The organism is Paenibacillus tarimensis (assembly GCF_021532315.1).
GTDB classification, from domain to species: domain Bacteria; phylum Bacillota; class Bacilli; order Paenibacillales; family Paenibacillaceae; genus Paenibacillus_I; species Paenibacillus_I tarimensis.
This window is the reverse complement of record NZ_JAKGAO010000003.1, coordinates 55,310-68,609: the sequence shown is the minus strand read 5'-3', so window position 1 is coordinate 68,609 and position 13,300 is coordinate 55,310. Positions and strand designations below refer to the sequence as shown.

Here is a 13,300-nt window from a genome sequence, read left to right as displayed (position 1 = left end):
CTTATTTATACCATCTGCCAAGCAGAACCGCCATATCCTTAGACAATACATCCATCAGGCTGATAACTTTTCCGTAGTCCATCCGCGTTGGACCCAGCAGTCCAATTGTCCCCAGTGATTTGCCATCAATGGAATAACTCGCTGTAATCAGGCTGCAGGTGTGTATAGCATCATGATCGTTCTCGCTCCCGATCCGCACCTGTATACCTGAGGGCAGCGATGTGAATGCCTTCATCAGAACCGGTGTCTCATCCAGCCAGTCCATAATAGTCTTGACCTTGTCAACATCCTTAAATTCCGGCTGAGTCAGCATATTGGAAGCGCCGCTGAGGAACACGCGATGCTCACTCTCGGAGGAGAGCGCCTTGCCCAGGGAATCCATGATCATCTCACAATGATCGACATAGCGGCCGAGCTCTTCGCCCACTTCTGTGAAGAGCTTGGACTGCAGCCGGTGGAGCGGCACCCCTGCTAGCTTGGTATTCAGGATGTTGACGACCTTCTCCAGCTCCGACATATCAAAGTCAGGCGGAATCGATATCGTCCGGTTCTCAACATGGCCGGTATTCGTCACGATAATAGCCACCGCAGAAGAATCGTTGAGCGGAACAAGCTGAAATGCCTTTAAGGAATTGTCGAATGTCTCAGGCCCAAGCACAATCGAGGTATAATTCGTCATATTGGACAAAATCATTGCGGCATGCTGAATAATCTGCTCCATCTGGTTCATCTTCTTCGCGAAGAAGGAACGAACCCGTTGAAGATCGCCTTCGTTAACCTCTTCCAGCTTAACCAAGTGATCGACATAATATCGATACCCCTTAGTCGACGGGATGCGGCCTGCAGAAGTATGCGGCTGCTCCAAAAAACCGAGCTCTTCGAGGTCGGCCATCTCGTTGCGGATAGTCGCAGGACTGAAGCCTACGCCTCCCCGTTTCGATATGCTCCGTGATCCGACGGGCTCAGCCGAACGAATATAGTCGTCCACGATAGCATTCAGTATCATTCGTTGTCTTTCCGTCAACACCGCGAATCCCTCCTGCCCGATTACTTGTATGGGGTAATGCTTGAATATCTGCTGCATAATGCGTCCATCCAACTCGTCGTTAGCACTCGTTAGCAGTGAGTGCTAACCAATAATACAAAAATACCAAACCGCCTTGACGATTGTCAAGTGAGTTCGGTATTTTGAGAACCTGTTGCAGACTTAAACATGCAAGCTGTTTGGCAAGTGCACCGTCTAATTATCCTGCATCCAGCAGACCCTCGAGCACGACCTCCATCTCATTCATGATCTGGTACCCTCTGCTAGGCTGCTGGAGCTCAAGGAAGATGTACTCATTATATTCTTCCCATGTGTCCCAGTTGTCGTCGATGATATTCAGTGTAACCTTCTTAACCGTCTCGCCGGGGGCAAATGTCACCCACTGTCCAAGCGGCTCATAATCCTCGCCTGGGGTCGCGTCCCTGTCGGTACCCTTAAAGCGTTCAGGCTTCTCAACGGTTGCCAAGAACACCTTCGCTTCATCATCGGCCTTGTTACGTGCTACAGCGATCTCTGCAGTGAAGCTATAGGAATCCAGATAGACCTTCTGTTTAGAAAAATAAAAGCTCGGACGGTCATTATCTATAATTTGAACGGTGGCATTCTTATGGGGTCCAAGCTTCGCGTTTGATGAAAGGCTGTGAATTTTCAGCTTCACTCTCTCCGCCTTCATCTCCACTTCGCTGTCATCGATGGGTTTTACAAGCGATTCAATAGACTTAAAATATGCGCCCTCGTGCCCTTGAAAAGGATTCGCGTAATACTCATAACTTGCAGCCGGATCAAAAACATAGTAAACATCCGGTTCGTAGCTCATCTGTTCGACAGCTATAAAATCGGCTCCCCGTTCAGCGCATTCGGGGCACACCTTCAATTCAGCAGATACCGGCTGCCTCAGATCACCGATAACTGCAAGGCCTTGCCGCCACGTCGTCTTGGCACTGGGAGATTTATAATCTCTGCCATCTTCCACTACACTGTATATCGGATTATGTTTGTTAGAAGTACTCGTAAACGTGACAACGGGGCGGTCATCATCGAATACATAAAGTAATGCATCGGGCTCCCTGTACGTATCAATTTCCTTCCCTGGCCAGCCAATCCAGATTCCCAGGATCTCCGTACATTCGGAACGATAGTCATCCTTGATCGGCAGATCAATGTATCTTTCCTCGTTATTAGGCGTTATTAGTCCTTCCGCAGACTCAACCGACACCTCCCGGGTCTCGTCGCATACAGCAAACCCGGGACTATTGTAAGGCATGACTTTGTAGGTCCGGGATGCTGTATGATCTTGCAGCTGAAGCCTTATGTAACCTTGATTCTCATAGGCGCCATAATAATTTAAAGTCTTATTATGGAGTGGCTCCGAGTCATAATCGTAAAAGTGTGGGTTCTTGAAGTAACTGTACGATGGCGCTGCTGCTTCGCTCCTTGCGGGAAACATTAACACAAACATGAAGACGGCTGTTAAAATAATGGCTGCTGCTTTTCTCACGGCAATACCTCCACCTTATCTATGATACATTTCGTATCTATACTACCATAAAATATATAAACCCCCCCCATTTTAGAAAAAATTTAAAACGCCGGCCGTTTGCTCCACCAACAGCAAAAAGCCACCCTACCGCAGGCCTGTTTATGGCCATGCAGCAGGGCAGCTTTTGTATCATAATTTTGAACAGATTAGTTTTTTAGTTCAATATTTTGAGTACGGCAATTTCATCGCAGCACTCCTGCTTGGGACAATTGACACAATCTGTCCATACCTTCTCCGGGAATATCTCTTTATCTACGATCTCGAAGCCGTTCTTCTGAAAGAACCTGGCTTCGTAGGTTAAGGCCATCACCTTCGGTATGCGCTGTGATTTCGCTTCCTCGATCAAACGGTCCACCAGCTTGCTTCCGATACCTAAACCCTTGTAACCGTCGGAGATGCCAAGCGAGCGGATCTCAACCAACTCCGAACCCAAACGGCACAGTGAGCCACAGCCTACTATTTCCTGCTTCACCTCAGCTACGACAAAGGTGTCGATTTGGCGGATGAGCGCCTCCTTCGACCGGGGCAGCATAATGCCCTTCTTGGCATAGCCTTCTATTAATACATACAACGTATTCACATCTTCTCTTGTCGCTCTTCTGCATACCGCTTCCATGATGTTCCCCCCTGGCATTCAACTGCCCGCGTAACATAACATGAATAAATATACAACAGAGAGAATAAACACTCAAGGATTATTTCACAGGAAGAGATGCGATAAATGCGCCGAATACTTCATTACCGAGTGGAATCCCCTGTTCGCTCAACCGATAGCTTCCGGCATCGGCCGAATGCTCCAGCAAACCGTTCTTAATAAGCGGCTTCAACACCTCACCAAACACTGACTCGATTGTCCGCCCGCCGAACTGCGCGGCGAAATCCTGATCACGGACTCCTTCGAGCATCCGCAAGCCGACCATCATGAAATCCTCCATTGCCTCATGCTCCGGTACGGCTTCCTCTCCGAGACGCGGCAGCCTTGCGCGTGTCGCGTCAATATACGGCTGGACACCCTTAATATTGATATGCCGGATACCATGCGCATACCCATGTGCCCCTGCGCCAAGACCATAGTATGGCTCATTGCGCCAATAGGTGATATTGTGACGACTCTCAAAGCCGGGCAGCGCGAAGTTGCTAATTTCGTACTGCCTGCGGCCTGATCCCCTTAAACGCTCCATAATGAGCTTGTACATACCCAACTCCTGCTCCTCGGAAGGCAGCGGAAGCTCATTACGCTCATAGAGGGCATGAAACAGCGTATTCTCCTCTACCTTGAGCCCATACAGCGAGTAATGCGGCAGATCCAGTGCCAGTGCACGGGACACGCTGTCATCCATCTGTTCCATCGTCTGGCCAGGCAGACCGAACATCAGGTCGATGGACAGGTTATGGAAGCCCGCCTGGCGTGCAAGTTCTATGCTCCGGTAAACGTCATCTATGTCGTGAATCCGGCCGATCCGCTCGAGAAGTACGTTATCGAATGACTGCACACCAAAGCTGATCCGGTTGACACCGCCCGCCCTCATTACCTGAAGCTTGTCCAAGTCGGTTGTGCCGGGGTTCGCCTCCATCGAGAACTCAACCGATTCTGCAAGCGGAAAATAACGCGCCACGCCTGAGAGAAACCGTTCCATCTGCGGGGGTGTCAATACGGTTGGTGTTCCACCGCCGACAAAAACCGTCTTAATTTCGTTTGGAGGAAGAGCTTGTACCGTCCGCTCCATCTCGCGCTCCAGCGCCTCAAGATATTCGTCAACCGGCTGTCCCTTCAGTACAAAGGAGTTAAAGTCACAATAGTGACATTTGTTCGTACAGAAGGGGATGTGTATATATAACGCTGCTGGTGTTGTATGAAGCATGCAGCAGTAACCTCCTCTAAGCCTATTCGTCCCGCAAACGCAGGAGTCCCGGACTTCAAGCGTCCGGGACAGCAACAATATATATAACCTATTCTGCTTCTCTTATTCGTCGATCTTCAAGACAGCCATGAATGCTTCCTGCGGCACTTCTACGCTGCCTACCTGCTTCATGCGTTTCTTGCCTTCCTTCTGCTTCTCCAGCAGCTTGCGCTTACGGCTGATGTCACCGCCGTAACACTTGGCGAGGACGTTCTTGCGCATTGCCTTAACGGTTTCACGCGCAATAACCTTCGTGCCGATAGATGCCTGAATCGGCACCTCGAACATCTGGCGCGGAATCAGGTCCTTCATTTTCTCGCACACAACCCGGCCCCGCTGGTAAGCACGGTCACGGTGTACGATAACCGAGAGGGCGTCCACCTGTTCGTTGTTGAGCAGGATGTCCATCTTCACCAGGTTCGATTTGCGGTAGCCCGACAGCTCATAATCGAAGGAAGCGTATCCCTTCGTATTCGATTTCAGCTGATCGAAGAAGTCATATACGATCTCCGAGAGCGGAATATCGTAGGTCAGCGTCACCCGGTTCGTATCCAGGTATTCCATATTAATGAACTCGCCACGCTTGCCCTGACAGAGCTCCATAATTGCGCCGACATAGTCGTTAGGCACGATGATCGAAGCCTTAACATACGGCTCCTCTACGTAATCGATCTTGCCAACCTCCGGATAGTTAGACGGATTATCAATTTGCAGCTCTTCGCCGTTTGTCAGCATAACCCGGTACACAACGCTCGGTGCGGTTGTAATAAGCGGAATATTGAACTCGCGCTCAATCCGCTCCTGGATAACATCCATGTGAAGCAGGCCAAGGAATCCGCAGCGGAATCCGAATCCAAGGGCTGAAGACGTCTCTGGTTCATAACGCAGGGAAGCGTCGTTCAGTTCCAGCTTCTCGAGCGCCTCGCGCAGATCATTGTAATCCTGCGTTTCAATCGGGTACAGACCGCAGAATACCATCGGATTAATCTTGCGGTAACCGGGAAGCGGTTCCGGCGCCGGGCGCTTCGCTTCCGTGATCGTATCACCGACGCGCGTATCCTTAACATTCTTGATTCCTGCCACCACGAAGCCTACATCGCCGATCGCAAGCTCGTCCACGATCGCCATGCGCGGCTTGAAGGCACCGACTTCAATCACTTCGAACTCAGCGCCGGTTGCCATAAAACGAATTTTCGTTCCGGCTTTGATGCTGCCGTCCACTACGCGCACATAAACGATAACCCCTTTGTACGGGTCGTAATGAGAGTCAAAAATAAGCGCCTTAAGCGGCTCGTCCGGGTCACCTGTTGGAGCCGGCACCTTCTGCACAACCTGCTCCAAAATTTCCTTGATGCCAATTCCCGCTTTCGCCGAAGCCAGGACGGCATCGCTTGCATCAAGCCCGATAACATCCTCAACTTCCTGCTTTACGCGTTCTGGTTCAGCGCTTGGCAGATCAATCTTGTTGATGACAGGCAGGATTTCCAGATTGTTATCCAGTGCCAGATAAACGTTGGCAAGTGTCTGCGCCTCGATTCCCTGGGCAGCATCGACGACGAGCAGTGCGCCCTCACAGGCAGCAAGGCTCCGGGATACCTCATACGTAAAGTCGACATGGCCCGGTGTGTCAATCAGGTTCAATATATATTCCTCGCCGTCATCCGCCCTGTAGGACAGACGTACAGCCTGCAGCTTGATTGTAATGCCGCGCTCTCTCTCCAGATCCATCTGGTCGAGTACCTGTTCCTGCATTTCACGGGATGTAAGCGCACCGGTGTATTCCAGAATCCGGTCCGCGAGCGTCGACTTGCCATGGTCGATGTGCGCGATTATAGAAAAGTTACGAATTTTTGTTTGTCGTTTGCGGACGTCAGTCATAGTGAATCCCCCACACCTCTTTAATGCTAACCATTCTTACCATTATAACAGTAGAAGGCGGGGGCAGCAATCGGAGGATGATTTTCGTGCCGATCCAGCCGGAAGTTTTAACCTGTAATGGCGTCAAAAAGTGAAACCACCAATCGGATTCCCCCGCTGGACAAGCCCTGCAGGAATCCGGCCGCTCCTTCCGCTGCTTTATTTACGGAAGCTTCACCAGAAGGCGGTGAATAGCCCGAAAGTCCCTGCCCAGCGGGATCCGGCAGCGGTCCGGTTAACCCGGCTGCCGTCCCGCCGGACAGTCCGGGCAGCTCTGCAGCCGGGTCATTCTCCGGCGGCGCGTGCTCTATCGGCGGCTGGTCCTTATATAGCTGTGCCTCCGCCCCTTGCTGCTCGATAGCATGATCAAGCGGGCCATAAATTCTGCTGATTCCGTCCGCTGACATTTCGAGCCCATAGAGCAGAATTATAACCAGCAGTGCGCCTGCCAGTGCCCATTGGAAGGGTTTCCGCTTCATATCTTTCACTCCTCTTTAAAAATGGTATGATTTACGATGCAACCGGCTTTGACGAGCCCTTCTTGCCGCCAACCTTCTCATGCTCCCAATAGATATCCGTTATGACCTTAGCGAGCGCATCAGCGGTGCGGTAGGATTCCTGCAGTGTATTCTCTATCCCGCCAATCTCGATAATTACACTTTCGGTCGACAGGGACTGGTTATATTCTCCGTTGCCGGTAGCAGCGGATTTGCCCCAGATACCACGCGAAATACCGGGATAGGCCTTCTCCAGCGCATTGTGTATTTTCGTTGCAAAGGCCTCATTCTCTTTCCACCTTGGGTTACGATGCCCGATGATGAAGTACACCTGGGCATAAGATTTGCCGTTAATGGTTGCAGTCGTCAGGCTGCGCGGCTGAGAATCACGGTGAATGTCGAAGAAGAAGGATAAATCCTCATTCGCAGCCATCGCATCTGTTACCGTCTTTCCGGAATACTTATAGGACAGCTCCCATCTGTAGCCGTCTATGGCGGTCGGATAATCGGTAGCCGAATGCTCTGCGCCTACTCCCCGCCGCTCCAGCATCTTGGCCAGCCGCTTGCCGACGAGTGTAATATTTTTGGTAGCAGAGCTTGGGTCCTTCGCGCCTTCCTTGAGTTCAGGAAGCCAGGATTCACGGCTGTGCGAATGATAGATGAATACAACCTTACGTCCGCCTGTCGTCTGTCTGGCCGGCTCCTCGGGCTGCGCGTTCTCTGCCAGATCTTCCTCCGGATGGCTTTCACCGCTCTCACGCGGCTCTGAATTACCGCTGCTCGGGACATGTCCATCTTCATGTGGCTGCTCGGCTCCAGACTCCACATCCCCTTCTGCCGGGAGCGGCCTGTTATCCTCCGGACCTATGGCGACGTCCACTCCCGTACCGCCACGGAGCAGAAAAGCATTATCGTCCTTGAGGCCCGGCAGCTCCCCGGCAATCATGCTTTTTGGATCAGACGGATTAATATCGGTAAGCAGTCTGACCAGGAATGAAGCGGCTTGCTTGCCGCTGATCTCTGCAGCCGTTCCGGAAGATTCATAGGCCGGAAGCTCCATACTCATCATATCCGAGAAGAGCGCGCTGGATACGGCGGCCGCGAAGCCCTTCATCGATGAAATCGGCGAGTCCGCAGACGACTTATGGAGCATTCCTGCCAGCCCGGCCGCAACAATCAGCATCATGGAACAAAGAGACAGCGCCGCGAAGGTGCGGCCTTTAACGAGCAGCCTGCGGATTGATTCGCTGCTCCGTGGTGCATGCCACTGAACGGTTACACGTTTCATTCGTTATTGTCCTCCTCGTTCGGGTTGCTTAGTGATCTACTATCAACCTATGAGATAGTACAGATTCATAGAACCATTTACGAGAGGACAGGCCGTGAGCACATCAAAAACCGTCCGACCCGGCATGGGTCAGACGGTTATGATTCGTGCAGTTCAGCTTACGAACCCGCTTAATGTGTATAGGCAGCGACATTCGACTTATCCACCGCTTCATGCAGTGCTGCATTCAAGCCGCTAGCAATGATGTTGGCGATATCCTCAATGAACTGGTCTACTTCCTTGGGGGTTACGAGCAGGTCGTGTCCGACAGGCTGCAGAACCTCCTTAACCAGCTGCAGCCGTTCCTGCTCGGGAAGGCTAGGGAGCATGCCGAGTATCGGACCGGTATTGCCCGTCTGTCTGCCAAAATGCTCGGACATCAGCTTAATGCAGTTATTAACAATGGTCGAAGCATATACAACTGTAGGTACGCCAATAGCTATGACCGGTACTCCGAGTATCTCCTTGGTCAGCCCGCGTCTCTTATTACCAATCCCCGAACCCGGATGGATGCCTGTGTCCGCGATCTGGATGGTTGTGTTGACGCGCTCTACCGCCTTGGAAGCAAGCGCATCAATCGCTATAATAAGCTCCGGCTTCGTCCGCTCAATTATGCCCTGTACAATTTCGCTGGATTCGATTCCGGTAATCCCCAGCACCCCAGGCGCGACAGCGCTGACCGGCCGGTAGCCCGGCGCTACCTGATCCGGCATTAGTTCAAAATAGTGCCGGGTGACCATGGTATTCTCAACGACCAGTGGACCGAGCGCATCGGGTGTCACATTCCAGTTCCCGAGACCGACGATTAATGTCTTTGCCTGCTCCGAAACGCCAATCCGGCTCATGAAGGCCTCAAACTCTCTGGCGAAGCTTGTTGCGACATGATCCTGCAGCCCGGTATCCTGTCCGCGCAGCCCCGGCACCTCCAGGGTCACGTAGTGTCCGATCATTTTCCCGATTGCATTCGAAGCGGCTTCGTTCTCAACAATCATTCTCGTGATCGTAATCCCCTCTTCTTGGACGACCTCCGACAACAACCCGGGTACAGGCTGACCACTGCCTGACTCGGCAAGCTCCTTGGCTTCCAACGCCAGGTCAGTACGGATGTTATAGGCTCCCAAGTCCAGTTCCTGCATAGCGTATCGTTCCCCCAATCAAGCTATTTTTTGTTAGTATGTGTCCCGCGTTCCGTTTTATACATCAGCTATTGCTTTTTAACACCGTGCATGATAGAATATTTCAAGTTGTTGTCTCGAGGTCTATCCTTTATCGGGGGTACGTACATACGCTGGACAACCGCCGGTAAGGACTGATTGAGACTGGGTATTTCCGTATTACGGGAGGTGAACCACATGCCAAACATTAAATCCGCGATCAAACGCGTTAAAACAAGCGAGAAGCGCCGCGCGCTTAACGCATCCCAAAAATCCGCACTTCGCACAGCTGTTAAGAATGCTGACGTAGCAATCGCAGGCACGGATGCTGAAGCTGCAAAAGCGGCTCTTGTCACGGCTTCCAAGAAGCTTGATAAGGCTGTAACCAAGGGTCTGATCCACAAAAATGCCGCTGCCCGCAAAAAATCCCGCCTGGCGAAAAAGCTGAACGCTCTTTCTGCGCAAGCTTAGTCGAAGACGAGAATAGATGCACAGCAACAATAGAGGGGAAACCCTCTATTTTTTTGTTTAAAAACAGGAAGGCCTCTGCTCATTAGATGACGAGCAGCGGCCTTCTTTCGTTATATAAAAAATCAGGCTCCCAGCGACAACAGGAACAGTTCTAGCCCCAGCTCTTTGTCCACTTGCCCCGTCTTCATGCGGTAATCCAGGTCAGCCAGCGCTGCCAGATGCCGGCCCAGCCGCTCTGCCTTCCAGGTGCGCGCTTTCTCCGCTGCCAGCTTAACCGCGTAGGGGTGCTGTCCTATTATTGAAGCCATTTGCTGATGCGAGTAACTGCGGCCTTCAAGCTCCTTAATCTGCAGCATCATACGAAACTGCCGAACAACGAGAGCTGTGATCTTGATCGGCTCCTCCTTACGGACCAGCAGCTGCCTGTACAGCTGCAGTGCCCGGTCAACGCGTGAACCTGACATGGCATCGATCAGGGCAAACACATCCTCTTCAAGCGAAGGAGCCGTAAGCAGCTCAATATCCTCCTCACGGACGGTGCCTCCGGTACCCGCGTGCAGGCACAACTTATCCGTCTCCTGTGCAAGCGCCTGCAGGCCCGTCCCCACTCTAAGAATTAACCGCTCGGCAGCTGCCTCCGATATGGTTCTTCCCTGGCTGGAAGCACGCCGGGTAATCCAGCGGATGAGCTCCGCTCCGTCCAGCTCCTGGAAGGCAATTACGTTGTCCCTTTCCTTGAGCAGCTTGACGATTTTACGGCGTTCATCAAGCTTGTCGCTATGTACCAAGAACACAATAACAGACGACTCTGTAGGGTGCTTCAAGTACTCCAGCAGACGGTCGATATCATGTTGCAGCTTCCCTTCCTTGCCACCAGCGGCAAATACCGTCTGGTCACGGACTAAAACAAGCTTGCGGGCAACGAAAAATGGCATCGTCTCCGCTTCGAGCACAATCTCGTCCACCAGCGTCTCTGCGGTATCAAACTTCACAACACCCAGCTCGCGTTCTTCCTTATCCAGCAGCTTGTCCGTCAAATAGGTAACGAACTCCTGCATCCGATACCTGTCCTTGCCAAACAGCACATATACCGGGCGAAACTGTCCGCTGTTGATTTCCTTGGCAGCAGTACTGGGATTCATATTCATTGCTCCTTTCCCCCCTGCATCCTAACACATTATGCGCAACAAAGGGATGATGCCGCAAGCGGCTTCATCCCTCTGTCCTTGATAATCTATATAAACATCAGCGATCCGGGTCCATGGTACCCGGTTTACCGCGGATGGTCATAACGAAGATCAAGGCCCTTTCGGCTAATCTCTATGCACTATCATACGTCGAAACCGCTGAAAGTGTGCGTCATTACATCTGTGCTGCATAATCAAATTTTCGTTTCAGTACCGAGGTTGATGTCAACCCGGTAACGCTCAACCGTTCCGTCCTTCGTCAGCACCTCGTATTCAACCGAAGTACTGTCCGCTGTCCAGCCGGTAATCGAAATTTCGCCGTTCTTCGTACGGCCCTCAAACACGGTGCCGCCGGCCGTTTCCTCCACAATAATCAGCTTGCGGTCAGTTACTGCCGCCCGGTAAACAGCGTTTGGCGAAACCCGCTCCTGTTCAGGCTCTGCGCTCGAGGAGGATTCAGCGGCAATCCCCATGTTTCCGTAGCTGCCTGTATTTTCATCATTTTCAGGAACGGCAGCAGAGTAAATTCCTTCCTCCTCTACTGTGTTGTCCTCTGCCATGTTACCATTGTCAGCGGACGTACTGCTTCCGTTTGCTTCTGCGCTGCTTCCGTTATTAAGCGCCGAGGCACTCTCATTCTCACCGCTGTCAGTACCCGGCTGGTCGCTGCTGCTTGGCGGCGAAACCGCTGCGGGTTGTTTGGCCCTGCCGGAAGGGTCTCTGTCAGCGGCATTCCCCGGTGAGCTGTTCGATTCTGCAGCAGGAGGCCTCTTCACCACAGAGCCGCTGTTACCTCCTATATCTTGCCGGGCAGCAGGACGAGAGCCTTCGCTGGATTCACCGCTTTCTGCGGGAGAGGCCGGAGAGCTGTGGTCCTCGTCTGCACCGCTTTGCAATGCGGAACGTTCCTCGCGAGCATCGCTTGAAGTCTCGTTCCCGGAGTCCGCTTGATTGTCTGCAGTGCTGCCTGCGTCAGCACCGCCCATCTGATCCTGCATCGAATAAGGTTCAACAAAATCTGCAGCCTCATCACCTGCTCCGCTATCTGAGCCGCCGGTCCGTGACTCGAGCACGAAGCTCTGCGTGCCCTGGCCGAACCGCTGCGGTTCATAAGTGAACAGGAATAAACCAATGACCAGGCCCGCAGCTGTTACACCGCTTAACCAGCGGATCGAACGGCGTTCGAACCAGCTTGATGACCGGCGTTCAACACGTGAGCGCCCGGAAGTGGACGAGGCCAAGGCTGCCGCCTGCTCGATCTCCAGATCATCGGATGCTTGACTCAGAAGCATGTTCTCCTCACGCATTTGGTCGATCTGTTCGAGCTGCGGAAGAATCGTATCGACCAAGCTATATTTAGGCTGCACTTTTGGCAGATTTGCTAGTTCACCTGACAATCGGTTTAAGCGCTCCATCATGGCTTCGCATTCGGGGCAATGCCTGATATGTTCCGTCAAGTCGGCTGTTTCGCGCTCATCCAGATCTTCATCGAGCTGTCGCTGCATCAATTCCATCACCTCTTGACAAGTCATCCTCGGACACCACCTTTCTGATAATCTTGCAGTAAGCCCTGCAGCTGCTGCCTTGCCCGGAATAAATACGACTTAACAGTATTAAGCGGCAGATCAAGTGAGTCTGCTATCTCATTGTAAGAAAAGTCCTGCAAGTAACGGAGAACAACGACAGCCCGGTGGTGCTCAGGCAGCTTGTCAATTGCCTCACGTACATCTTTGGCCGCATATGTCGAGAGAACCTCCTCTTCGACATCCTGCTTTTCCCGGAAAACCAGTTCATGCTCCTCGATGGAAACCGTCGGCTTACTCCGCCGGAACTTATCGATGCAGATATTGGTCACGATACGCTGAACCCATGTCTTGAACAAAGCCTTTTCTTCGTAGGAATTTATTTTCGTATAAATGCGGATGAGCGCTTCTTGCGCAGCGTCCATCGCGTCCTGTTCATTGCCCAGAATGTAATAGGCCGTCCGGTAGACATGTGTTTCAATCTCGCGCAGCAGGGTAATTAAGGCGTCGCGATCGCCTAATTGAGCGGCTCTGATGAGACCAGGCTCCACCACGAAGGATCCCCCTCTCTTGCAACCTCTCAGACGGAAACACCAGGCAAAAGGTTGCGGTAACAGTCATATGATTTTATAAAAATTTTAGGAATAAAATGGCTGTGGCTCTTAAAGCCCGATTTAGAAAAGCGTAAACAGGCTGCAATTCCTGAAAAGCCAAATAAAACGGACAGCTGCTTGGCGA

The 13,300-nt window shown here is 52.1% G+C and carries 12 protein-coding genes; 1 reads left to right on the top strand and 11 read right to left on the bottom strand.

Annotated features, from left to right (window positions below; translation table 11 throughout):
* Position 1: 1 nt before the first annotated feature.
* From hrcA to gpr, 8 genes are all read right to left on the bottom strand, one after another.
* Positions 2-1,027, bottom strand: coding sequence for a heat-inducible transcriptional repressor HrcA (hrcA, locus tag L1N82_RS00315; RefSeq protein ID WP_235285341.1), 1,026 nt, complete (start codon positions 1,025-1,027; stop codon positions 2-4).
* A gap of 217 nt (positions 1,028-1,244) precedes the next feature.
* Positions 1,245-2,543, bottom strand: a complete 1,299-nt coding sequence (locus tag L1N82_RS23355) for a Calx-beta domain-containing protein (RefSeq protein ID WP_235285340.1) — start codon at positions 2,541-2,543, stop codon at positions 1,245-1,247.
* A 196-nt stretch (positions 2,544-2,739) separates the two neighbouring features.
* Positions 2,740-3,201 (bottom strand): N-acetyltransferase, encoded by a 462-nt coding sequence (locus tag L1N82_RS00305; RefSeq protein ID WP_235285339.1) that lies wholly within the window; start codon positions 3,199-3,201, stop codon positions 2,740-2,742.
* A 79-nt stretch (positions 3,202-3,280) separates the two neighbouring features.
* Positions 3,281-4,447, bottom strand: coding sequence for a radical SAM family heme chaperone HemW (hemW, locus tag L1N82_RS00300; protein ID WP_235285338.1), 1,167 nt, complete (start codon positions 4,445-4,447; stop codon positions 3,281-3,283).
* A 102-nt stretch (positions 4,448-4,549) separates the two neighbouring features.
* Positions 4,550-6,364, bottom strand: a complete 1,815-nt coding sequence (gene lepA / locus L1N82_RS00295) for a translation elongation factor 4 (RefSeq protein ID WP_235285337.1) — start codon at positions 6,362-6,364, stop codon at positions 4,550-4,552.
* Positions 6,365-6,471: 107 nt separating this feature from the next.
* The gene (locus L1N82_RS00290; RefSeq protein WP_235285336.1) at positions 6,472-6,882 is read right to left on the bottom strand and encodes a hypothetical protein; all 411 of its coding nucleotides are present in this window, start codon (positions 6,880-6,882) and stop codon (positions 6,472-6,474) included.
* A gap of 31 nt (positions 6,883-6,913) precedes the next feature.
* Positions 6,914-8,188, bottom strand: coding sequence for a stage II sporulation protein P (gene spoIIP / locus L1N82_RS00285; RefSeq protein ID WP_235285335.1), 1,275 nt, complete (start codon positions 8,186-8,188; stop codon positions 6,914-6,916).
* 170 nt (positions 8,189-8,358) lie between these two features.
* Positions 8,359-9,363: a GPR endopeptidase gene (gpr, locus tag L1N82_RS00280; RefSeq protein ID WP_235285334.1), complete on the bottom strand. Its 1,005-nt coding sequence runs from the start codon at positions 9,361-9,363 to the stop codon at positions 8,359-8,361.
* 216 nt (positions 9,364-9,579) lie between these two features.
* On the opposite strand from gpr, the gene rpsT reads away from it, so the two are divergent.
* Positions 9,580-9,852 (top strand): 30S ribosomal protein S20, encoded by a 273-nt coding sequence (rpsT, locus tag L1N82_RS00275; RefSeq protein WP_235285333.1) that lies wholly within the window; start codon positions 9,580-9,582, stop codon positions 9,850-9,852.
* A 122-nt stretch (positions 9,853-9,974) separates the two neighbouring features.
* Here the strand turns inward: rpsT and holA are convergent, their stop codons facing one another.
* The 3 genes from holA to L1N82_RS00260 all read right to left on the bottom strand — a co-directional run bounded on the left by holA (position 9,975) and on the right by L1N82_RS00260 (position 13,116).
* On the bottom strand, positions 9,975-11,000 hold the full coding sequence (holA, locus tag L1N82_RS00270) for a DNA polymerase III subunit delta (RefSeq protein ID WP_328284403.1): 1,026 nt from the start codon (positions 10,998-11,000) through the stop codon (positions 9,975-9,977).
* A gap of 233 nt (positions 11,001-11,233) precedes the next feature.
* Positions 11,234-12,571: a zf-HC2 domain-containing protein gene (locus L1N82_RS00265; protein ID WP_235285332.1), complete on the bottom strand. Its 1,338-nt coding sequence runs from the start codon at positions 12,569-12,571 to the stop codon at positions 11,234-11,236.
* Complete coding sequence (locus L1N82_RS00260) at positions 12,568-13,116, bottom strand: RNA polymerase sigma factor (RefSeq protein WP_235285331.1); 549 nt, start codon at positions 13,114-13,116, stop codon at positions 12,568-12,570. Before L1N82_RS00260 ends, L1N82_RS00265 begins: the two co-directional genes overlap by 4 nt.
* Positions 13,117-13,300 lie beyond the last annotated feature (184 nt).